Origin of the sequence: Gordonia sp. SCSIO 19800 (genome assembly GCF_018132775.1) — a bacterium.
In the GTDB taxonomy this organism is placed as follows: Bacteria; Actinomycetota; Actinomycetes; order Mycobacteriales; family Mycobacteriaceae; genus Gordonia; species Gordonia hongkongensis.
This window is the reverse complement of record NZ_JAGRQM010000002.1, coordinates 59,826-81,135: the sequence shown is the minus strand read 5'-3', so window position 1 is coordinate 81,135 and position 21,310 is coordinate 59,826. Positions and strand designations below refer to the sequence as shown.

Genomic DNA, 21,310 nt, shown 5'->3' with positions numbered 1-21,310 from the left:
CCAGACACCTGTCCAGATGGAGTTCCAGCTCATGCCTCTTCGCCCCGAATCCGCGTCGGATCTGTTGATCGACGGCAAGCTCACCCCCGGGAGCGGTGGCGTCTTCGACGTCGTCAATCCCGCGACCGAGGAGGTCATCGGGCAGGCGGCCGACGCCACCGCGGCCGACATGGATGCCGCCATCGCGGCCGCGCGCACCGCCTTCGACACCACCGACTGGTCGCGCGATCACGCCTTCCGCGCTCGCTGCCTGCGTCAACTGCGCGACGCACTGCTCGCCCACGGCGACGAGCTCCGCGAGCTCACCATCGCCGAGGTGGGATGCCCGTCGTTCCTCACCCACGGCCCGCAGTTCGAGGGACCCGTCACCGATCTCGGCTACTTCGCCGACCTCGCCGAGAGCTATGAGTGGACTCGCGACCTCGGCACCGCGAAACCCATGGGACTGAAGAACCACCGTGAGCTGCGCTCGGAGGCGGTCGGCGTCGTCGGCGCGATCACCCCGTGGAACTTCCCGCACCAGATCAACTTCGCCAAGATCGGACCCGCCCTCGCCGCCGGGTGCACGGTGGTGCTCAAGCCCGCGCCCGACACCCCGTGGTGTGCGGCGCTCGTCGGCAAGGTGGTCGCCGAGGAGACGGACTTCCCGCCGGGCGTCCTCAACATCGTCACCTCGACCGACCATCAGCTCGGCGCCCAGCTCAGCACCGACCCTCGCGTCGACCTGGTCTCGTTCACCGGCTCCACCGCGACGGGCAAGAAGGTGATGGCGGCCGCCTCCGAGTCGCTGAAGAAGGTGTTCCTGGAGCTGGGCGGCAAGTCGGCCTTCATCGTCCTCGACGACGCCGACATCGGATCCGCCTGCGCCATGGCCGCGTTCAACGTCGTCACCCATGCCGGCCAGGGGTGCGCGATCACGACGCGTCTCGTGGTTCCGCGCGGCAGCCTCGATGAGGCGATCACGGCCACCCGCGACGCGATGGCCGGCCTGCCCGCCGGGGACCCGACCGACGGCGGCACCATCTGCGGACCGGTCATCTCGGCCCGGCAGCGCCAGCGCATCGAGTCCTACATCGAACTCGCCACCAGTGAGGGCGGCACCATCGAGATCGGTGGCGGCCGTCCCGCCGACAGGCCCGCCGGATTCTTCGTCGAACCGACCCTGATCTCGGGTCTGGACAACTCGGCGCGGGTGGCGCAGGAAGAGATCTTCGGCCCGGTGCTCGTGATCATCCCCCACGACGGCGACGACGACGCGATCCGCATCGCCAACGACTCGCCGTACGGGTTGTCGGGCATGGTCTACGGGACCGATGAGGACCGGATCAACAAGGTCGTCAACGGAGTTCGCACCGGGACGATGGGTGTCAACGGCGGCATCTGGTATTCCGCCGACGTCCCGTTCGGCGGTTTCAAACAGTCGGGCATCGGCCGCGAGATGGGTGTCGCCGGTTTCGAGGAGTACCTGGAGACCAAGGCCGTCGCCCGCCCGGCGTGACCCTTCGAGGCTCGTCGCTATCGCTCCTCGCACCTCAGGGAGCAGAAGCCTCGCGCTATCGCTCCTCGCACCTCAGGGAGCAGAGGCCACACCCCCGCTCCTCGCACCTCAGGGAGCAGAGGCCACCCACCCCACTCCTCGCACCTCAGGGAGCAGAGGCCACCCACCCCGCTCCTCAGGGAGCAGATCCCCCCGCTCCCTGAGGTGCGAGCGAAGCGAGCCTCGAAGGGTCGGCACATCATCCACACAGAAAGCAGGACAATGAGTTCCAAGCGTTTCGAGAACAAGACCATCATCGTCACCGGCGCCGCCGGCGGGATCGGCGAGGCCTATGCGCGTGCCCTCGCCGCGGAGGGCGCGAACGTCGTGGTCGCCGACCTCGCCGACGAGAAGGGCAAGCAGGTCGCGGCCGACATCGGCGGACTGTACGTCAGCACCGACGTCGCGGACGAGGATTCGGCGAAGGCGCTCGCCACCGCCACCGTCGACGCCTACGGTTCGATCGACGGTCTGGTGAACAACGCCGCGATCTACGGCGGGATGAAACTCGACTTCCTCATCACCGTGCCCTGGGACTATTACAAGAAGTTCATGAGCGTGAACCTCGACGGTGCGCTCAACGTGACCCGGGCGGTCTACCCGCACATGACCAACGGCGGCGGCGCCATCGTCAACCAGTCCTCGACCGCCGCATGGCTGTACAGCGGCTTCTACGGGCTGGCCAAGGTCGGCGTCAACGGCCTGACCCAGCAGCTGGCCACCGAACTCGGCGGGCAGAACATCCGCGTCAATGCGATCGCCCCGGGCCCCATCGACACCGAGGCGACCCGCAGCACGACGCCCAAGGAGATGGTCGCAGACATCGTGAACCGGCTGCCGCTGAAGCGTTTCGGCACTCCCGAGGATCTCGTCGGAATGTGCCTGTTCCTGCTGTCCGACGAAGCCGGGTGGATCACCGGGCAGATCTTCAACGTCGACGGCGGCCAGGTCATCCGCTCATGAGCGAGTCGTCCCCCATCCGTCTGGGGTATGTCGGACTCGGCAACATCGGTGGGCCGATGGCCGGGAGCCTGGCCGCCTGGGCGGGTGGGCTGACGGTGTTCGACCTGTCGTCCGACGCCGTCGCGAAGGTCGTCGAGAAAGGCGCCACCGCTGCGGAATCGCTCGCCGATCTCGCCGCGTCGGCCGACATCATCGGCATCTGCGTGCTCGACGACGCGCAGGTCCGAACCGTGGTCGCGGGTCCGGACGGCCTGCTGTCGGCAGCTCGCCCGGGCACCGTCATCACCGTCCACTCGACGATCGCGCCGGAGACCGCCGTCGAACTGGCGGATCTGTGCGCGGCGCGCGAGGTGACACTGCTCGACGCAGCGATCTCCGGCGGTGCGATGGGTGCGGCGTCGGGCCGTCTCGCGATCATGGTCGGTGGACCGCGGGACGCGTACGAGAAGCTGAAGGAACCGTTCGCGCTCACCGCCGACATGCTGGTCCACGCGGGGCCCGAGGTCGGCGCGGGTACCCGGATGAAGTTGGCGCGCAACCTCCTCCACTTCATCTCGTTCACCGCGACCACCGAGGCCGCGCGACTGGCCGAGGCGGCCGGCATCGACATCACCAAGCTCGGCAAGGTGGTTCGGCACTCCGACGCCGTGACCGGTGGGGCCGGGGCGATCATGTTGCGCGACACCACCGCTCCCGTCGAGCGCGACGATCCCTGGTACGGAATCCTCACCGGCGTCCGTACCCTGGGCGAGAAGGACCTGACGCTCGCACTCGCACTCGGTGAGGAACTCGGCGTCGACCTGCCCCTCGGGCAGCTCGCGCTGCAGAACCTGGCCACCGGGCTCGGTGTCCCCCACCTCGAAGGAGAACCAGCATGACCCGTTCCCACATCTCCGACGACGCACCCGACGAGGCGCGCAGGCGCGGCCTCGCCAAGATGTCGGAGGTCTACGGCTGGGAGGTGAGCGACGGTCCGGGCGACTACTTCGCGCACACCGCCGACCAGGTGTTCGGCAACGTCTGGGCCCGGGAGGGTCTGTCCAACCGTGACCGCCGGCTGCTCCTGCTCGGCGCGCTCGCCGCGAGCAACAACATCGACGTCGCCGAGATCCAGGCCGGTGCCGCACTCGGGAACGGAGAGCTCACCCCAGAGCAGCTCGAGGAGATCAGCCTCTTCCTCTGCTACTACGTCGGCTGGCCGCAGGGCACCAAGATGCACTTCATGTTCGGTGAGGTGATCAAGCAGCACCGGAAGAAGAAGTGAGTCGACTTATGCGGTTTCGAGTCCTACAGGGCGGCGACGGGTGTTCGTTGCTCAGCGCCTCTCCCCTCCCCGACCTCGCCGCGGCCGGATACACCGACATCGAGTACGCGGCGTCGGGGGTGGCCGAGAAGATCGTCGGGGACCCGCCCGCATCCGCCGCCGAGTTCACGACCCGGGTCGTCGTCCGACGCCCAGCGGAGCCCGCGACGTTCAGCGGCTGCGTTGTCGTCGAGTGGCTGAACGTCAGCAGTGGCGCCGACGCCGCCCCCGAATACTCCTATGTGGCTGCTGAACTGGTCCGTTCCGGGCACGCCTGGATCGGGGTCTCGGCCCAGTTCGTCGGAGTGGAGGGCGGCACGGGCTCGGTCGGCGTCGCGACCGGTGCGCCGCAGAGTCTCGCCGCCAAGGACCCGGAACGGTATGCCGGACTCCACCATCCGGGCGACGCCTACTGCTACGACATCTTCAGCTCGATCGGACGCGCCGCCCGGGACACCGCTGGGGCCGACCATCCCCTCGCGGGCCTGACGGTCGCCACCGTGCTCGCGATCGGCGAATCACAGTCGGCGATGGCCCTGACGACCTACGTGAACGCCATCGGCCCGGATGCGGCGCCGTTCGACGGATACCTCATCCACAGCCGCGCGGCCGCCGGGTTGCCCGCAGGCGAGGTCGGTTCGGCCATCGACGTGGCGACAGTCTTCGGGCGCGAGCCCACCACGATCCGCACCGACCTCGACGCACCGGTGTTCGTGGTGCAGACCGAGACCGACGTCCTGACCAACTTCCGTTATCACACTGCGCGGCAACCGGATTCCGACCGGTTACGCGTGTGGGAAATGGCGGGCACGTCCCACGCCGACCTGCACCAGGTCGGCGACTTCGAGGAGTTCCTCGGCTGCCCCGACCCCGTCAACCGGGGTCAGCAGCGTTTCGTCCTGCGGGCTGCGTTGCGGCACCTGCGATCCTGGGCCGACGGTGGCGATCCGCCGCCGGCAGCCGACCCGCTGGCCCTCCGGGACATCGACGGCGCCGACCCCGTGTTCGAGCTGGACGACATCGGCAACGTCCGGGGCGGGGTCCGGACGCCGTGCGTCGACGCACCGACCCAGGTCCTCAGCGGAATCGTCGCCGACCCCGTCTCCCGCATCTGCCTGCTGTTCGGCACGACATTCCCGGTCCCCGCCGACGCGTTGGCGGCCCGGTACGGAACGCGCGACGAATACGAGAAGCACTACCGGAACGCTGCTGACGCCGCCATCGCCGGCGGATTCGTCCTCGCCGAGGACCGTGACGAGCTGCTCGCCGACGCCAATCCGGACCTGATCCCGAACTGACCGTCCGCCGATTCGTCTCGGCGCGCGGCGGTTTGAAAATCACCATGACTCCAACGGTGCCGGTGGAGTCGAGTTCTCAGTAGCGTCCCAGAAGTCCTGCCAGCCCTCTCCCAGGCGGATTTCGATGACTCTAGAACTCACGACACCCGTCGGTGTCGCCCCCGCCCCGTCCGCGGCCGGGCCCGTCGACGTGCCGTCCGGCGGCCCGGCGGCCCGAGTACGTCGGCGACGGCTCTCCCGTCACGCCGCCACACGCACGCTCCGTCAGTCCATCGGCCTGATCCTGGTCGTCGTCATCTGGCAGCTCGGCGCGCGGGGATGGCTCGGCGCGACCACCCCCGCGCCCACCGAGGTGGTCGAGGCGGGCTGGGAACTGATCAGCACCGGTGAACTCTGGACCCATCTGGCCGCGTCGGGGCGGCGCGTCGCGATCGGACTGGCGCTCGGGATCGCCATCGGCGCGGTGCTCGGCGCGGCCGCCGGCCTCTTCAAGGTCGCCGAAGACCTGGTCAACGCACCGGTCCAGGTGCTGCGGATGATGCCCGCCGTGGCCCTCGTCCCGGTCTTCATCATCTGGTTCGGGATCGGCGACTCGTTCAAGATCGCCCTGATCATCGTCGCCCCGATCTTCCCCATCTATCTCAACTTCCTCGCCGGCATCCGGGGCGTGGACCAGAAGCTCATCGAAGCCGCCGAATCGCTGGAGCTGACGCGTTTCGAACTCGTGCGATACGTGGTCCTGCCGGGCGCACTACCGCAGATCTTCGTCGGGCTACGACAGGCGCTCGGCATCGGTTGGCTTGTCCTGGTCGTCGCGGAGATGCAGACCACCCCGGTCGGTCTGGGCTTCCTGATGAACGACGCCAAGGAGTACCTACGCACCGATCAGATCTTCCTGGTCCTGGTGATCTACGCGGTACTCGGACTGCTCACCGACATCGGCGTGCGAAGACTCGAGCGTCGGTTCCTGTCGTGGCGCAACGGATTCGAAGGTAGGTGAGTGGAATGTCCGCAGATCGAATCGACGGTGTCCGCGTCCTCGGGGCCGGGCGCGAGTTCGACGGCCGGCGGGTTCTCGACCGCGTGGATCTGACCATCGCCCGGGGCGAGTTCGTCGCGCTGCTCGGAGCAAGTGGTTCCGGGAAGAGCACCCTTCTCCGGGGGATCGGCGGGCTCGACCGCGGTTTCACCGGCACGATCGAGGCACCCTCGGCCAAGGCGATCGTGTTCCAGGAGCACCGACTCATGCCCTGGATGTCGGTGTGGCGCAACGTCGCGCTCGGGAGGCGCGGCGGTGACACCGAGGCCCGCGCGCTCCGCGCACTCGACGAGGTGGGGCTGGCGGCCAAGTCCGGCGCCTGGCCGTCCACGCTCTCGGGTGGCGAGGCCCAGCGCACCGCGCTGGCACGCGCACTCGTCCGGGAGCCCGACCTGCTGTTGCTCGACGAACCGTTCGGCGCGCTCGACGCCCTGACCCGGATCAATGCCCAACGCCTGGTGGCCCGGTTGTGGGAAGCGCACCGTCCGGCAACACTGCTGGTGACGCACGACGTCGAGGAAGCCCTTCTGCTCGCGGATCGCGCGCTGATCCTGCGGGCCGGCCGGATCGCACAGGAGATCGTCGTGGATCTACCTCGCCCACGCCAGGTCACCGATCCCGAATTCGTCGCCCTCCGTTCGCAACTGCTCGCCGGGCTCGGCGTCGGCGGAACCGACGCCGAATCCACCGGCCCCACAACGACACCGACAACGACACCCCGGGAGTTCACCCATGTCTGACGTACTGACCCTGTCCACGGACGTGCTGGTGATCGGCGGTGGTCCCGCCGCGACCTGGGCCGCCATCCACGCTCGCGACGCCGGAGCCGAGGTGATCATCGTGGACAAGGGTTACTGCGGTGCGTCGGGTACGACGGCCCCTGCCGGGACCGGGGTCTGGTACGTCGCCCCCGACCCGGACAAGCGCTCGGCGGCGAAGGCGAGTCGCGAAGCCCTCGGCGGGTATCTCGCGGACCACGCCTGGATGGACCGGGTTCTCGACAGGACCTACGCGAACATGCACCGGCTGGGCACCGAGGGTCGCTACCCGTTCCCGATCGACGAGCACACCGGGGAGCCCATCCGCACCGGTGTACAGGGCCCGGAGTACATGCGTCGCATGCGCGCGTGGGTCCGACGCCGCGGAGTACAGATCCTCGATCACTCCCCCGTCCTGGAACTCCTCACCGACAGCGAGGGCGCCGTGCGGGGCGCCGCCGGACACCAGCGGCAGACCGGCCAGGACTTCCGGATCTCGGCCGGCGCGGTCGTCGTGGCGACGGGCGGATGTGCGTTCCTGTCCAAGGCACTGGGCAGCAACGTCGACACCGGCGACGGCGCACTGATGGCGGCGGAGGTGGGTGCCTCGTTCTCCGGGATGGAGTTCGCCAACGCGTACGCGATCGTGCCGAAAGGCTCCACGGTGACCAAGACCGCGTACTACGGCTACGCCACCTTCTTCCACGCCGACGGACGCATCGTCGAGGGTGCGGGATCGACGAAGGGGCGGTCGGTGATCGCACGGACTCTGCTGCAGGAGAAGGTCTACGCACAGCTGGACCGGGCCGATGAGCGGGTGGCGGCACAGATGCGCCAGGGTCAACCCAACTTCTTCCTCCAGTTCGACCGCCGGGGCATCAACCCGTTCACCGACCGGTTCGAGGTCGATCTCCTCGCCGAGGGCACCGTTCGCGGAACCGGTGGCATCGACATCGTCGACGCGGACTGCTGGACCGGCGTCCCGGGTCTCTACGCGGCCGGCGACGCCGCCACCCGCGAGCGGATCTGCGGTGGCTTCACCGGCGGCGGCAGTCACAACTCCGCCTGGGCGATGTCGTCGGGCAGTTTCGCAGGCGCTGCCGCGGCACGAGCGGCCCGCGACGCGGGCGGGGCATCCCCACTCGATCGGCTCTCGGGCGCCGGCACCGTCGGATTGGACTCCGCCCGGAGCGGGATCACACCCGACGAGGTGGTGACCGCCGCACAGGGCGAACTGATCCCCTTCGAGAAGAACTACCTGCGTCACGGCGACCGCATGGGTCCGGCGCTGAACGCCCTGGACTCGCTGTGGGATGAGGTCTCCGGCCCGGCCTACGGCGCCCGCACACCGGCGGGGCGCGTCCGCGCGCGGGAGGCGGCTGCGATCACCGCGGTCGGACGGTGGATCTACCGATCCGCACTCGCCCGCACCGAATCCCGCGGGATGAGCAAGCGCGCCGACCACCCCGAGCTCGACCCGGCACTGGGCGATCACGTCCGCACCGGCGGACTCGGCGATGTCTGGGTCGCCGCACCCGGATCGGCTGTCCGCCGGCCAGACCCGGCCCCTCGGCTCGCCGTCAGGATTCCCGCGTGATCGAGCTCGTCGTCGCGTCGGCGTGTATCGCCTGCGACAAATGCGTGAATGCCTGTCCCACCAACGTCTTCGACACCGGACCCGACGGCGTACCAGTCATCGCACGGCAGTCCGACTGCCAGACCTGCTTCATGTGCGAGGCGTACTGCCCCACCGACGCTCTCTACGTCAGCCCGGAGTCGTCCCCACTCGGCACCCGAGAATCGTTGCCGCTCGAGCTGATCGGCAGCTACCGGGAGCGGCTCGGCTGGGGCAAGGGGCGCGCACCAGGAAGCCTCACCGCGGTCGGGCCCCCGATCCCGCATGGAGACCCGCCACCCCGGCTCGTCGAGCAACACGCCGACTGACCGGCTCACCCCGTTCATCCCTTCAGATCGCCAGAACAGAGAACTCATGCCCACCACATCATCTTTCGGATCACCGCTGCGCCGGATCAGACGCGCCCTCGCCCTCTTGTCGGCGGGCGTGGCAATCGCAGCGGTGGCCGCGTGCGGTTCCGACGACGCGTCGTCGGCGCAGCGCGAGGTCATCGACACACTCCGGATCGGCGTCATCGGCTCGAGCAACGTGATCGCCGGTCCGGTCGGCTTCGCCCACAGTCGAGGCGAACTGCTCGAGGCCTTCGCCCCGCTCGGTGTCAACAACGTCGAGGTCTTCAACTTCCCGAACGGGCCCGATCTCAACCAGGCGCTCATCGGCGGACGCCTCGACGTGGCGAGCTACGGTGACACCCCGGCCCTCGTCGCCCGCGGCTCGGGACTACAAACCCGCCTGCTGTCGATCAACCAGTTCGACAACGATGCCGGCGTGGTGGCCAAAGACCCGTCGATCCGCTCGCTGGCCGACCTGGCGGGCAAGAACATCGGTGTGCCGAAGGGGTCCTACATCGACCGCTATCTGCAAGGCGCACTGGCCGAACAGGGCATCACCGCCAACCTGATCCACCTGTATCCGGCCGATCAGGAGGCACCGTTGAACTCCGGTGAGATCGACGGAGCGGCGCTGCCCGGCGTCATCCCGTCGGTGGCGCTGCAGACCTTCGAAGGCAGGGGATTTCACCTGGTCGACTCGGTCTACCGGGACCATCCCGATCTGGCCGGCACCAGCGTGACGGTCAGCAGTGACCAGTTCCTGGAGAAGAACCCGGACTTCGCCGCGACGTGGCAGCAATTGCACGCGTCGTCGGTCCGCTACGCGAAGGCGAACTGGGAGGAGTACCTCCAGTTCGAGCTCAGCAACTCCAAGGCACCCGAAGCCGCCGTCCGTGCCGCCGCCAACCCCGAGGGCTACTCCGAGGAGCCGTTCCCGGCCCGCGCCGTCGAATTGCTCACCGGCACCAAGGCATTCCTGGTCGAGCAGGGCAGCATCGAAGAAGACTTCGAACTCGACTCCTGGCTGCAGCGTCCCGCGACGGGAGCGAACTCGTGACCGGGCCCCGGTTCGGGGTGTGGACCAATGTGTACGGCACCTGGGCGTCGGCACACCATCCCGACGACCCGGTCGACGCATCCTGGGAACGCAATCTCGCACTGGTTCGACGCGCGGAGGAACTGGGGTATCACAGCACCCCGTGAGGTGCGAGCGAAACGAACCCACCCCCCTGAGGTGCGAGCCCAACTACTGCTCCCTGAGCAGGGGCAGGGCGTTCTTTCGGATTAGGGAGCAGAAGAGGTCAGCGCTGCCTCACATCAGCGAACGGAGGCCCGGTTCGCTGTCGGACCGCGGGGGCGGAGCGGCGCGGAAGAATTCGTCGGTGGCCTGTCGGATACTGCCCGAGATGGCGTGTCCGACATGGCTACCGGAGTACCAGTGGACTTTCCCACCCCAGTGATTGTGTAGCTGCTGGGCGGCGGTCACGGAGGTCACCCGGTCGTTGAGCGCCGCGACCACCATGCGGCGTTCTGGTGTCGGAACCGGCTCCACGGACAGTGGGTTGATGACCGACGAGACCGCACGAACCGGCTCGCTCCGCATCAACGACGCGAGATGGCGCCCCTTGGACCCGCCGCGCTCCATGTGATGAGCCAGGGTGGCATGCATCTCCAGCATCGGCACGACGGCGAGCACCGAGCTGATACGGGGGTCCATCGAGGCGACCATCGCGGCGATCGGTCCGCCGAGCGACGTGCCCGCGATCGCGATGTCGGCGGGTTCCTGACTCTCGATCCACGTGATGAGCGAACGGATCTCGGCGATCGCCCGGATGGTGATGACGGTGTTGACCAGTGGATCGAACCCCGGATAGGCCACCTTCTCGACTCGCCGCGAGCCGTGGGCCGGAAGAACGGGGAAGACCACGTCGTAACCGAGCTTGTTGTACAGGTTGGCCGCGCGGAACGCGTAGAGATCGTCGGCCCGACCCTGAGCCGCCCCATGGACCCAGATCAACCAGCGGCGACCGGCGCGTCGTCGTGACAGCACCCGCACCGAGGCGATCCCGTCGGCGTAGGGGTCGGCCGCGGCGATCGATTCCGGGAGCGGCACCGCCACCGAGTAGTCGATGTGATCGAACGAGGTGGTCCCGAAGGTCTTCCGGTTGCGGGAGACGATGCCGGGTGGGCCGGGGTCGAGGTGGACTCGCGACGGACCGAGGGCAGCCAGTTCATCTGCGACACCGACACATCGGTCGACGCAGTCTTCCACGAAGTCGATCGGCGGGATGTCCCGGATCACCGAGTTGACCGCGATGAACAGCTCGTCGACGGCGGTCTCCCCGACCATCCGCGGACCGCAGTCCGCCGGCGGGACGCCCGTCGCGGGATCCCCGCGGCTGGCCGCACGCGAACTGCCGATCGCACGGGGCAGCACTTTCGCGAACAACCCCAGTCGTGCTGCTCCCGACTCCCAGTCGATCAACTCGCCTCCTGCGCCATCGCGGTACTGTTCTCGTCCTCGTCGGCGGTCGTCCGTCCGAGCGCATCGGCGGCCTCGGCGACCGCGTCGGCCACCCGCCGCAAGAAGCCGGCCGGGTCGGGCATCGACTCCGGTGTCGCGATGAGGCCCATGCTGAGCCTGCCGGCATAGCTGTAGGTGGTGAGGTTGACGTCGGCGGGTGCGATGGCCAGCGCGAACGAGATCCAGTCGACGACCTCGATGTCCCCGACCCACCGCGTGGTGCGCGGACCCGGCATGTTGGCGGTGGTGATGTTGTTCATCACCAGCGGCGCGCGATTCGCGGCCAGACCGCGGAAGGTCGGGCCGAGCCGTCCGGTGTAGGTGGCCAGCGCGTCGGTGAGATCGAAGCCGACCTCGCGCCGGCATCGAACAGTCGCCGAGCAGCTCTCACCGGTGGCCGCGATCCGCTCGATCGGGTCGGCCAGATCCGACCTGAGATAGGCCATCGCGGTGGCGATCTCGTTGCCGTGCACACGGGTGGAGGCCAGGTCCTTGCATACCCCGAAGATCGAGACCGACACTCCCGGCTCCTCGCCGCGAGCGATGAGTTCCGCCCGGATCGCACCGGCGATGACACCGTGCAGAGCCCCGTTCACGGTGTTTCCGGTGGCCAGCGCGAGTCGCTGGACGGCGGCGAGCGGGATGTCGCCGGACGCACACACGCGTTCGGCGCCGCTGCGGGCGTTGAAACTCGTCCGACGGACCGTCAGGGGTTTCGGGATGAGTTCGGCATCGCCGGCCCGGCGTTTCGCGACAACCGCACGCGCCAGTGCCGACGCTGCCGACGGCAGGCGACGAACCATACGCCAGGATTCCGAACGCGCTGCGCGCGTGAGCTCGTCGTCGTCGTGCTCGATGCGGGTCGCGGAGATCGGCGCCTGCTCGACCCGCTCATCCGGACCGGCGGTCGCGGCCATGAACGTGTTGAGTGCGGCGAGACCGTCGGCGACGGCGTGATGGACGCGGACGACGACCGCCTGCCGCCCACCGGCGAGACCGTGCACGAGGGTCAGTCCCCAGAGCGGCCGACTCCGATCGAGTTGCCGGACGGCGAGCTCGGACAGGATCGCGTCCAGCTCGGCACGTCCCCCCGGTGCGGCGGCGGAACGCTCGTCCAGGTGCCGGCGCACGTCGAAGTCGTTGTCGTGCACCCAGAAGGGACGGGCGCCGTGTCCGCGAGCCCACGCGAGCCGCTGGGTCGCGCGCGGGAACATGCCGAGGTAGTCGGGCAGGACGTCGGCGATCTCGGTGAGATCGAGGGGCCGGCCACGACGGGAGGTGTCGAGCACCGCGACCTTCAGTGTGTGCATCGGGGTCGACGCCGATTCCATGTTCAGCATCAGCGCGTCGGGACCGGACATCCGTTCGGCGTCCAGAACACCGGTGGAGCGGTCGATCTGCTTGACAGCGTGCATGATTCAGCTCACCTTTCGTTCGGTCGACGGGGCGGACGGGAGTTCGCGTTTGAGGATCTTGCCGGTGGCATTGCGCGGCAGTTCGTCGAGGAAGTGGACGTCGCGGGGGACCTTGAACCCGGCGAGCTGTTCTCGCACGTGCCGCTGGATGTCCTCGGCGCCGATCTCGGCCTCCGGTGCTCGCACCACATGGGCGACGAGACGCTGGCCGAACCTGTCGTCGTCGACCCCGGTCACCGCGACCTCGACCACCTCGTCGAGAGCCCCGATGACCAACTCGACCTCGAGGGGATACACGTTCTCCCCACCGGAGACGATCATCTCGTCGTCGCGGCCGACGACGAACAGCAGCCCGTTCTCGTCGAAGCGGCCGACATCGCCCGACACCATGTGTCCGTCGCTGAATGCCCTGGTGTCCGAGCTGGTGTAACCGTCGAACCCGGAGTTGTTCGCGACCACGATGCGCCCGACCTCGCCGACGGGGACCTCGCGGTCGTCGTCGTCCAGGATGCGAACACTCGTACCCGCGAGCGGCCGCCCGGCGGTCTCCGGCGCGGTGCGCAGATCGGTTGGGGTGGCGGTGGTGATGAGACCCGCCTCGGTGGCGTTGTAGCTGTTGTAGACCACGTCGCCGTACCGGTCCAGGAATGCGACGAGAGCGTCGGAGCGCATCCGCGATCCGCTCGCGGTGGCGAAGCGCAGTGTCGGCATCGGGTGGTCGTCGAGGACGTCGTCGGGGAGGTCCGTGATGCGTTCGAGCATCACCGGAACCACGGCGAGGCCGGTGGCCCCGTGGTCGCGGACCATGTCGAGCGTCGCCACGGGATCGAAGCGACGGCGCATGATCATCGTGCACGTCATCGTCGCCGCGATGGCCACCTGCCCGAAACCCCATGCGTGGAAGACCGGGGCCGCGATGACGATGGACTCGCCTGCGCGCCAGGGAATCCGGTCGAGCATCGCGGCGAGGGACGCCACGTCGGTGCTTCCGCCTCGGCGCGCACCCTTGGGCGTTCCGGTGGTTCCCGAGGTCAGCAACACGATCCGGCCGGCACGATCGGGCCGCGCGGGTCGCGCGCCGCGATTCGCGCCGATCAGTCCGTTGACGGTGACACCTTGCGACGACTCGTACTCCGTCCATGCACGGATGCGCCGCAGTTCCGGAAGTCGTTGCGCCGCGCCCTCGACGACGGTGTCGAACTCGTCGTCGGCGATGAGCACGTCTGCCTGTTCACGTTCGAGGACGTCGGCGAGCTGGGGTCCGGCGAACCCGGTGTTGAGGAGTACCGCGTCGGCACCGAGCCGGGACGTCGCGGCGAGCGCCTCGATGAGACCGCGGTGGTTGCGGCAGAGGATGGCGACGGTGCCGACGGTCGTGCCGGGTAGATCGCGCAGACCGACGGCGAGCGCGTCACAGCGGGCATCGAGCTCGCGCCAGGTGAGTTGTCCCGCCTCGTCGATGAGGGCGAGTCCGTGGGGGTCGCGCGCCGCGGCGAGGCCGATCCCGCTCACCGGCGAGGCGCCGCCGTGCCGACGGAGGTTGAGCCCCATGCGGACATAGCGATCGACCCGGAGCGAACCGAGAAAGCCGCTGCGGACGAGGGTGCGAACGAGCCACATCTGTGTGGTGACGCGATCGCGGAGTTGCGAGATCACCGTCGTCTCCTGGTGATCAGCCGATGACCGGGAATCGGCGCTTGCGGGCGAGGTCGTCCAGTGCGTGCTGCATGCGTTTGCGGACCATCTGGTCCACCTCGTCGTGTTCGGGGTTGTTGCCGAACTCGGCGGTGATGTCGATCGGGTCGAGGACCTCGGTGACCAGCTTCGACGGCAACGGGATGTTCGGCGGGAGGTGCGCGGTCAGACCGAACGGGAAGCCGAGCGCGAACGGAGCGGTGTCGGTGCGGATCAGCTTGTCGAGCCGCAGTATCCGGGCCAGCGTGTCACCGCGGTTGAGGAACAGCTGCGTCTCCTGGCCCCCGATGGTGACGATCGGGACGATCGGGACGCCCGCCTCGAGTGCGGTGCGGATGTACCCGGTCCGACCGTGGAAGTCGATCGTCGCGCTCTGGCTGCTCGGCCGCAGCGCCTCCCACTCCCCGCCGGGGAACACGATGGTGGCCGCGCCGGACCGCAGGGCGGCGACCGCGTTCTTCGGGTGAGCCGGCAGGAACCCGACCTTTCCGAAGATCTGTTTGCCCGATCCGGTGAAGATGAGGTCGTGGGCCAGGGTGTACAACGGCCGGTCCGCCCCGAACTCGTCGGCAAAGGCCACGCTGATCACCGGGACGTCGAAGGCCATCAGACCGCCCGAGTGGTTGGACACGAGGAGGGCACCGCCGTCGGGCACCTTGTCCATGCCCCGGACCTCGGAGCGGAAGTAGGTCTTGGCCACGAGCTTGAGCACGGGCAGCACCCGCTTCACCCAGGTCTCGTCGCGTGCGGTGAGGTCGAAGGTCTCGGCACTCATCGGTCCATCTCCTGTGGGATCGATTTCGCGGTTCGCGCGGATCACCGCTGGATCGGTCGGAGCCAGATGTCCGACCGGGGTCGATGTCCTCGGAACCGCAAAATGAGAACACGTTCTAGTGGTTAAATTAGAACACGTTCTACTTTGCGTCGCCACACTTCGTTACCCATGCCACAACTGACTGATCGGTAGCCTTATGGACTTCATCCTGGAGGACATCTCCGAAGCGGAGGTCGCGCGTCGCCGCGCGGTCTACACCCCTCTCACCGACACCGTCCGGGACCTCGTCGACGCGGTGATCCGCACCGAGGTCGCCGAGGAGGACCTCGACGAAGCGCGCCGACGGATCGCCGACGTGGTGGCCGATTTGCGGAGAAGCCAGATGGACGGGGCCTTCGGGGTGCGACACACCCGCGAGAACACCGGGATGGCCTGGGGAAATGCGGTCATCGGCGTGCGCAATGCGCTCGCGCCACCGCTCGACGTGGTGCATGTCGCCGACGGGGTCCGCAGTAAGTTCACGCTGGGAGCGGCCTACGAGGGGCCGCCCGGTCAGGTGCACGGCGGGGTGTGCGCGATGGTCCTCGATCACGTCCTCGGCAATGCGGCCAGTGTCGAGGGGCCGTGCTACACCGGCACCCTCACCGTCCGGTACGGGCGACCGACGCCCCTGGGCGCACTGGTCGCGCAGGCGTCGGTGACCGAGCAGAACGGACGCAAACGCATCGTCCGCGGCACGATCTCCGACGCCGACGGGGTGACCTGCGAGGCCGAAGGGGTGTTCATCGTGCCCCGCTCCGCGGTCGACGTCCCGTCGGTGCGCTGGTCGGCGGGCTGATGCGAGCCGCGGTTACCGCCCCCGCAGAGTCCGGCCCAGGAGAGTCCGGCCCAGGAGAGTTCGGCCCAGGACAGTTCGGCCCAGGCGGATTCGTCGTCGAGCACCGTCCGGATCCGACGCCTGGACCCGGCGAACTCGTTCTGCGGGTCGCGGCGAACGGGATCTGCGGTTCCGACCTGTCGACCGCGCCGCTGCTCCCGGCCGGCACGATCATGGGCCACGAGTTCGCCGGCGAGGTCGTCGGCATCGGGCCCGCGGACCCGGACGTCCCCCACGCCTTCCGGGTCGGCGACGCCGTGGCCGCCATGCCGGTCATCGGGTGCCATCGGTGCCGCGCCTGTCTCACCGGTGACGTCGCCCGCTGCCCGTCTGCGCGCACCCTCGGACTCGGCGTCCTACCCGGCGGACTCGCCGAGTTCGCGGTGGTCGGTGCCGCCGAGAGTGTCCTACTCGACGACATCGACCCGGTCGACGGCGCGCTGGTCGAGCCGCTGGCGGTGGGTCTGCACGCCGTCACCCGCGCGTCCGTCCGGCCCGGCGACCGGGTGCTGGTCCTCGGCGCCGGTCCCGTCGGCCTCGCGGCGTTGCACTGGCTCTCCCGCGGCGTGGCCACCGAACTCGTGTGTTCGGACCCGTCGCCGGGCAGGCGCGCGGCCGCACTCGATCTCGGCGCGTCCGCGGTGTGCGCTCCGGACGAACTCCCCGCCCAGGTCGAATCGGGCTTCGACGTGGTCGTCGAGTGCGTGGGCAAGCCGGGGATGATCGCGTCCGCCCTCGACGCGGTCGCGACCCACGGCACAGTGGTCATCGCGGGCGTCTGCTTGAGCCCGGACACGTTCATGCCGGTGGCCGGAGTCGTCAAGGAGATCACCATGCACTTCGTCTCCTACTACACCAAGCGCGAGTTCGACACCGCCGCAGCGGAGTTGAACAAGGGCGCGATCGGGTCGTCGACGCTGGTCAGCGGGATCGTGGGGCTCGACGAGACCGATCGCGTCGTCCGCGAGCTCTCGGCGCCCAACGACCACCGCAAGGTGCTGATCGCGCCCGGGGTGTCCACGGTCGGCTGATCGGCACTCGCGGCCGCCCGCGCAACCGGCGTACGGTCACTCGGGTGAACAGTGCCGTCCCCGAAGCCCCCGAGCCGTTCAGCACCGACGAGGCGCGGCAGGTGCGCGCGATCTCTGCCGAGCTGGGCCTGCCGGGCATCGTCGACGTCCACACCCACTTCATGCCGCGACCGGTGATGGACAAGGTGTGGGCCTATTTCGATGCCGTCGGGCCGTTGGTCGGACGGGAGTGGCCGATCACCTACCGCGCCGACGAGGACGTCCGCGTCGCCACCCTGCGCGACTTCGGGGTGCGGGCCTACTCGTCCCTGGTCTATCCACACAAACCGAACATGGCCGAGTGGCTGAACGGCTGGGCGCACGACTTCGCCGCCAACCACGACGACTGCCTGCACACGGCGACGTTCTATCCCGAGGAGTCCGCCCACACCTACGTCTCCCGCGCCATCCAAGCCGGCACGCAGGTCTTCAAATGCCACATCCAGGTCGGCGACTTCGCCCCGACGGATTCGCTGCTCGACGGGGTGTGGTCGCAGATCGCCGACTCCCAGGTTCCGGTCATCATCCACTGCGGTTCCGGGCCCGCCCCGGGGACGTACACCGGACCCGACCCCATCCGCGAACTGCTGCACCGGTTTCCGTCGTTGCCACTGATCGTCGCGCACATGGGGATGCCCGAGTACACCGCGTTCCTCGACCTCGCGTTGGAGTACCCCAACGTGCGCCTGGACACCACGATGGCGTTCACCGACTTCGCCGAAGAGGACGCCCCGTTCCCGTCGGACTACCTGCCGCGACTGGCCGACGCCGGCGACAAGATCTTGTTCGGCAGCGACTTCCCGAACATCCCCTACGGCTACACCCACGCCCTCGAGGCGATCATCCGCCTCGACCTCGGGGCCGAGTGGCTCCGAGACGTGTTCTACCGCAACGGCTCCAGGCTCTTCGGGATCGGCTGACCGGGGCGAGCGCCTACAGCACCTGGGACAGGAACGCCCGCAGCCGATCCGACGTCGCGTCGTCGAAGACCTGTTCCGGACGCCCGGTCTCCACGACGGCACCGTGATCCATGAACAGCACGTTGTCGGAGACGTTGCGCGCGAAGCCCATCTCGTGGGTGACGACCACCATGGTCATCCCCTCGCTGGCAAGGTCGGCCATGAGCGCGAGGATCCCCTTGACCAGTTCCGGGTCGAGGGCGGAGGTCGCCTCGTCGAAGAACATGACCTCGGGGGTCATGGCGAGCGCACGGGCGATGGCCACCCGCTGCTGCTGGCCGCCGGAGAGGCGTGCCGGGCGCACATCGGCCTTGTTGGTCAGCCCGACGATCTCGAGCTGACGGAGCGCGACCTCGCGGGCCTCGTCCTTGCTCAGCCCCTTCAGCTTGCGCGGTCCGAGCGCGACATTGTCGACGACGCTCTTGTGCGGGAACAGGTTGAAGTGCTGGAACACCATGCCGATCCGGCGTCGGAGTTCGTCCGGGTTGTCCTTCAGGACCGACCGGCCGTCGAGCAGGATGTCGCCCTGGTCGGGTTCGTGCAGCCGGTTCAGCACGCGCAGGAGAGTGGACTTGCCCGAGCCCGACGGTCCGATGACCGTCGTCGTGGTGCCGGCGTCGACCTGGATGTCGACGCCCCGCAACACGTGGTGCTTGCCGAAGGACAGGTGCAGGTCGGTGCCGGTGAGCGAGACGGCCGTCCGGGTGGCGGTCGCACTCGGCGTCCGGGAGCCCGGCGTCTGGGAGCCCTCGGTGTCGGTCTCGGACTTGTTGAGATCAGGCATGGACCTATCCCTTCTCGACGACGGTCGGGGGCAGCGGGTCGTCCTGGACGTCGGTGGGACGTCCGGTGCGCAGGCGCCGGTCGATGTAGTTGACCAGGTGCGTCAGCGGGATCGTGAGGATCAGGTACATGATTCCCGCGGCGACGAGGGGCGAGAGGTTGCCCGTCTGCGCGTTCAGGTCGCGGCCGACCGCGAACAGCTCCCGCTGGCTGGCCAGCAACCCGAGGAAGTACACCAGCGAGCTGTCCTTGATCAGGCTGATGAACTGGTTCATCAGCGCCGGGAGCACCCGCCGCACGCCCTGCGGCACCACCACCAGACGCATCGACTGCCGATAGCTGAACCCGATGGCCCGCGAGGCCTCGAGTTGCCCGTCGTCGACGCTCTGGATTCCGGACCGGAAGATCTCGCCGATGTAGGCCGCGGCGAGCAGGGCCAGGGCGACCGCCCCGAGCCAGTACGGGTTGTTGCCGGTGATGCCCTTGACCACCGGGCCCACACCGAGTCCGACGATCAGGATGACGACGACGGCGGGCAGTCCGCGGAAGATATCGGTGTAGACGCGCGCCGGCCAGCGCAGCCACCGCGACCGGGAGATGCCGCAGAGCGCCAGGATCATGCCCAGGATGGTGCCGAGCACCCCGGACACCACGGACAGGATCAAGGTGTTCACGAGCCCGGTCTTGATCAGCTCCGGGAACGACTCCTTGTAGAGATCCCAGTTGAAGAAGGTGTCGCCGAGCTGTTCCAGGGTGCTCTTGGGCGCGGTCTCCTCGGCCGGGCCCGCCTTCTCCGCGTTCTCGGCGGCGATGGCGGCGATGTCGGGGAGTTCGGGCGCGGGCGCGGCCTTGCTGCCCGGCTTCCACCCCTCGGGTAGCTCGCGCGGCACCCAGTCGACGTAGAGGTCGGCATACGTGCCGTCGGCGATGATGGCGTCGAGTCCGGAGTTCAGGGCCTCGGTGAGCCGCGGCTTGTTCTTGCCGACGGCCCACGCGACGAAGTTGTTGACGCTGAAGGTGTTCTCGACGATCGCGGTGCCGTCGCCCTCTCGGACCGCACCCTCCGCCTGCTGCGACGGTGCGACCCAGGCGTCGACCTGACCGCTCCGGAGGTTGGCGTAGGCGGTGGCGTAGTCCGGAAACTTCACCGGGTCGAGGCCCAGGGTGTTGACGACGTAGTCGTCCTGGACGGTGCCCTGGACCACGGCGATGCGCGTCGAGTCGGAGAGGTCGCCAAAGCCCTTGATCGCCCCGTCGGTCGGCGCCACGAGTGAGAAGTAGCCGAAGTCGTAGCCGTTGGTGAAGTCGACGGTCTTGCGCCGGTCGTCGGTGGTGGTGATCGACGACGACCCGACGTCGAAGCGGTTGTTGGCGACCTGGGACAGCAGGCCGGCGAACTCGGTGCCGTTGAACTCGATCTGCAGACCCAGCTTCACGGCGACGGCCTTGAGGAGTTCGTTGTCGAAGCCGGTGAAGTCGCCCGCGCCGTTGACGCAGATGCTCGGTCCGGCGTCCGACAGCGTGCCGACGGAGATCTTGCCGGGCGACAGCAACTCGAGACGACTCACGTCGATCTGGTCGAGCGGCGTGGTGGACTTGGTGGTGTAGCGGTCCTCACCGCCCTGATCGGCTGCGGCGAGGTTGACCGGCGCGGCCGAGGCCGACGCGAGTCCAGCGGGCGCACAGCTGTCGGCGGGAGCCGCCTGGGCTCGTGGCGCAGGTCCGCCGAGGATGGTCAGCAGGCCGACGATGGCGACCGTCAGTGCCAGCGCGACGACGCGCACGGCGCGCGGCGCGGCCCGTCGGGCGCGATGGGATCGGTGGTTGGACACCATGTCGACACTATCCCCACGCGCAGGAGGTGTCCCAAATTTTTGCTCGCCGGTGGGTTTAACCCGGTTGAGCTGGGGATCGTCGTCGTCACGGGGCGCCTGCGAGGCGCGCTGCGGAGGCCACCGTCGGCCTGGCCATCTCACGCCGATCATCGGGGACACTTGCGTGGGGTCGACGCCGATACTTCTCTATCGGAATTTGCCAATTGCTTGTCGGAAAACGATTCGCGTGCTACCAATGATACAGGGATTCGGGATTTGTAACATCATTTCTTCACCGCGCCAGAAATCAACCCCCTCTTGATCATCTGGCACCCATCCCGCTATCCCACGGGCCGCCGACGTGCGCCTTTGTTGCGGCCTGCGTCCACTGTCGAATTCGAAGTGAAAGCGGGAAATATCATGCTGTCTGCAATCTTCTACGCAATCGAGGCTTTCGACAATCTGTTGTGGGACTTCGCGGAAATGATCGTCACCGGCAGTGACGAAGCCGCCGGCTCGTAGGCTCCACCAC

20 protein-coding genes are annotated in these 21,310 nt (G+C 68.4%); 14 read left to right on the top strand and 6 right to left on the bottom strand.

From position 1 onward, the window contains the following. Positions 1-31 precede the first annotated feature (31 nt). The 11 genes from KB201_RS02795 to KB201_RS02745 all read left to right on the top strand — a co-directional run bounded on the left by KB201_RS02795 (position 32) and on the right by KB201_RS02745 (position 10,069). Complete coding sequence (locus KB201_RS02795) at positions 32-1,498, top strand: aldehyde dehydrogenase (RefSeq protein WP_211538288.1); 1,467 nt, start codon at positions 32-34, stop codon at positions 1,496-1,498. Positions 1,499-1,759: 261 nt separating this feature from the next. Further along, on the top strand, positions 1,760-2,500 hold the full coding sequence (locus tag KB201_RS02790; protein ID WP_211538287.1) for an SDR family oxidoreductase: 741 nt from the start codon (positions 1,760-1,762) through the stop codon (positions 2,498-2,500). After that, positions 2,497-3,378 carry an NAD(P)-dependent oxidoreductase gene (locus KB201_RS02785; protein ID WP_211538286.1) on the top strand — a complete coding sequence of 294 codons (882 nt, stop codon included), beginning with the start codon at positions 2,497-2,499 and terminating at the stop codon, positions 3,376-3,378. The genes KB201_RS02790 and KB201_RS02785 overlap by 4 nt, the downstream gene beginning before the upstream one ends. Beyond that, positions 3,375-3,764: a carboxymuconolactone decarboxylase family protein gene (locus KB201_RS02780; RefSeq protein WP_068972526.1), complete on the top strand. Its 390-nt coding sequence runs from the start codon at positions 3,375-3,377 to the stop codon at positions 3,762-3,764. Before KB201_RS02785 ends, KB201_RS02780 begins: the two co-directional genes overlap by 4 nt. An 8-nt stretch (positions 3,765-3,772) precedes the next feature. After that, positions 3,773-5,101, top strand: coding sequence for an alpha/beta hydrolase domain-containing protein (locus KB201_RS02775; RefSeq protein WP_211538285.1), 1,329 nt, complete (start codon positions 3,773-3,775; stop codon positions 5,099-5,101). Positions 5,102-5,225: 124 nt separating this feature from the next. Continuing rightward, positions 5,226-6,101: an ABC transporter permease gene (locus KB201_RS02770; RefSeq protein ID WP_211538284.1), complete on the top strand. Its 876-nt coding sequence runs from the start codon at positions 5,226-5,228 to the stop codon at positions 6,099-6,101. A 5-nt stretch (positions 6,102-6,106) separates the two neighbouring features. Further along, positions 6,107-6,880: an ABC transporter ATP-binding protein gene (locus KB201_RS02765; protein ID WP_211538283.1), complete on the top strand. Its 774-nt coding sequence runs from the start codon at positions 6,107-6,109 to the stop codon at positions 6,878-6,880. Beyond that, positions 6,873-8,495 (top strand): FAD-binding protein, encoded by a 1,623-nt coding sequence (locus tag KB201_RS02760; RefSeq protein ID WP_211538282.1) that lies wholly within the window; start codon positions 6,873-6,875, stop codon positions 8,493-8,495. The genes KB201_RS02765 and KB201_RS02760 overlap by 8 nt, the downstream gene beginning before the upstream one ends. Next, positions 8,492-8,842, top strand: coding sequence for a ferredoxin family protein (locus KB201_RS02755; protein WP_058252408.1), 351 nt, complete (start codon positions 8,492-8,494; stop codon positions 8,840-8,842). Before KB201_RS02760 ends, KB201_RS02755 begins: the two co-directional genes overlap by 4 nt. Before the next feature lie 46 nt (positions 8,843-8,888). After that, positions 8,889-9,923 (top strand): ABC transporter substrate-binding protein, encoded by a 1,035-nt coding sequence (locus KB201_RS02750; RefSeq protein WP_211538281.1) that lies wholly within the window; start codon positions 8,889-8,891, stop codon positions 9,921-9,923. Next, positions 9,920-10,069 (top strand): hypothetical protein, encoded by a 150-nt coding sequence (locus tag KB201_RS02745; protein ID WP_231742467.1) that lies wholly within the window; start codon positions 9,920-9,922, stop codon positions 10,067-10,069. The genes KB201_RS02750 and KB201_RS02745 overlap by 4 nt, the downstream gene beginning before the upstream one ends. A 109-nt stretch (positions 10,070-10,178) precedes the next feature. Here KB201_RS02745 and KB201_RS02740 read toward each other — a convergent pair whose 3' ends face one another. The 4 genes from KB201_RS02740 to KB201_RS02725 are packed head-to-tail and all read right to left on the bottom strand — an operon-like array spanning position 10,179 to position 15,275. Beyond that, the gene (locus tag KB201_RS02740; protein WP_211538280.1) at positions 10,179-11,351 is read right to left on the bottom strand and encodes an alpha/beta hydrolase family protein; all 1,173 of its coding nucleotides are present in this window, start codon (positions 11,349-11,351) and stop codon (positions 10,179-10,181) included. Beyond that, complete coding sequence (locus KB201_RS02735; RefSeq protein WP_211538279.1) at positions 11,348-12,805, bottom strand: wax ester/triacylglycerol synthase domain-containing protein; 1,458 nt, start codon at positions 12,803-12,805, stop codon at positions 11,348-11,350. Before KB201_RS02735 ends, KB201_RS02740 begins: the two co-directional genes overlap by 4 nt. 3 nt (positions 12,806-12,808) lie before the next feature. Next, complete coding sequence (locus KB201_RS02730) at positions 12,809-14,461, bottom strand: AMP-binding protein (protein WP_211538278.1); 1,653 nt, start codon at positions 14,459-14,461, stop codon at positions 12,809-12,811. Positions 14,462-14,477: 16 nt separating this feature from the next. Further along, the gene (locus KB201_RS02725) at positions 14,478-15,275 is read right to left on the bottom strand and encodes a lysophospholipid acyltransferase family protein (RefSeq protein WP_058252413.1); all 798 of its coding nucleotides are present in this window, start codon (positions 15,273-15,275) and stop codon (positions 14,478-14,480) included. A gap of 196 nt (positions 15,276-15,471) precedes the next feature. Between KB201_RS02725 and KB201_RS02720 the strand changes: the two genes are divergently transcribed. The 3 genes from KB201_RS02720 to KB201_RS02710 are packed head-to-tail and all read left to right on the top strand — an operon-like array spanning position 15,472 to position 18,142. Further along, positions 15,472-16,113, top strand: coding sequence for a PaaI family thioesterase (locus KB201_RS02720; RefSeq protein WP_211538277.1), 642 nt, complete (start codon positions 15,472-15,474; stop codon positions 16,111-16,113). Beyond that, positions 16,113-17,183: an alcohol dehydrogenase catalytic domain-containing protein gene (locus KB201_RS02715; protein WP_211538276.1), complete on the top strand. Its 1,071-nt coding sequence runs from the start codon at positions 16,113-16,115 to the stop codon at positions 17,181-17,183. Before KB201_RS02720 ends, KB201_RS02715 begins: the two co-directional genes overlap by 1 nt. Positions 17,184-17,227: 44 nt before the next feature. Beyond that, a complete protein-coding gene (locus KB201_RS02710) occupies positions 17,228-18,142 on the top strand; it encodes an amidohydrolase family protein (protein ID WP_211538275.1) in 915 nt (304 codons plus the stop codon). Positions 18,143-18,155: 13 nt separating this feature from the next. Here the strand turns inward: KB201_RS02710 and KB201_RS02705 are convergent, their stop codons facing one another. Further along, complete coding sequence (locus KB201_RS02705; protein ID WP_068971161.1) at positions 18,156-18,965, bottom strand: amino acid ABC transporter ATP-binding protein; 810 nt, start codon at positions 18,963-18,965, stop codon at positions 18,156-18,158. A 4-nt stretch (positions 18,966-18,969) separates the two neighbouring features. Continuing rightward, complete coding sequence (locus KB201_RS02700) at positions 18,970-20,799, bottom strand: ABC transporter substrate-binding protein/permease (RefSeq protein ID WP_211538274.1); 1,830 nt, start codon at positions 20,797-20,799, stop codon at positions 18,970-18,972. Positions 20,800-21,310 lie beyond the last annotated feature (511 nt).

Coding starts and splice junctions, on each gene's coding strand:
- KB201_RS02795 (WP_211538288.1), top strand. CDS start 32: ATGCCTCTTCGCCCCGAATCCGCGTCGGATCTGTTGATCGACGGCAAG.
- KB201_RS02790 (WP_211538287.1), top strand. CDS start 1,760: ATGAGTTCCAAGCGTTTCGAGAACAAGACCATCATCGTCACCGGCGCC.
- KB201_RS02785 (WP_211538286.1), top strand. CDS start 2,497: ATGAGCGAGTCGTCCCCCATCCGTCTGGGGTATGTCGGACTCGGCAAC.
- KB201_RS02780 (WP_068972526.1), top strand. CDS start 3,375: ATGACCCGTTCCCACATCTCCGACGACGCACCCGACGAGGCGCGCAGG.
- KB201_RS02775 (WP_211538285.1), top strand. CDS start 3,773: ATGCGGTTTCGAGTCCTACAGGGCGGCGACGGGTGTTCGTTGCTCAGC.
- KB201_RS02770 (WP_211538284.1), top strand. CDS start 5,226: ATGACTCTAGAACTCACGACACCCGTCGGTGTCGCCCCCGCCCCGTCC.
- KB201_RS02765 (WP_211538283.1), top strand. CDS start 6,107: ATGTCCGCAGATCGAATCGACGGTGTCCGCGTCCTCGGGGCCGGGCGC.
- KB201_RS02760 (WP_211538282.1), top strand. CDS start 6,873: ATGTCTGACGTACTGACCCTGTCCACGGACGTGCTGGTGATCGGCGGT.
- KB201_RS02750 (WP_211538281.1), top strand. CDS start 8,889: ATGCCCACCACATCATCTTTCGGATCACCGCTGCGCCGGATCAGACGC.
- KB201_RS02735 (WP_211538279.1), bottom strand. CDS start 12,805: ATGCACGCTGTCAAGCAGATCGACCGCTCCACCGGTGTTCTGGACGCC.
- KB201_RS02725 (WP_058252413.1), bottom strand. CDS start 15,275: ATGAGTGCCGAGACCTTCGACCTCACCGCACGCGACGAGACCTGGGTG.
- KB201_RS02720 (WP_211538277.1), top strand. CDS start 15,472: ATGGACTTCATCCTGGAGGACATCTCCGAAGCGGAGGTCGCGCGTCGC.
- KB201_RS02715 (WP_211538276.1), top strand. CDS start 16,113: ATGCGAGCCGCGGTTACCGCCCCCGCAGAGTCCGGCCCAGGAGAGTCC.
- KB201_RS02705 (WP_068971161.1), bottom strand. CDS start 18,965: ATGCCTGATCTCAACAAGTCCGAGACCGACACCGAGGGCTCCCAGACG.
- KB201_RS02700 (WP_211538274.1), bottom strand. CDS start 20,799: ATGGTGTCCAACCACCGATCCCATCGCGCCCGACGGGCCGCGCCGCGC.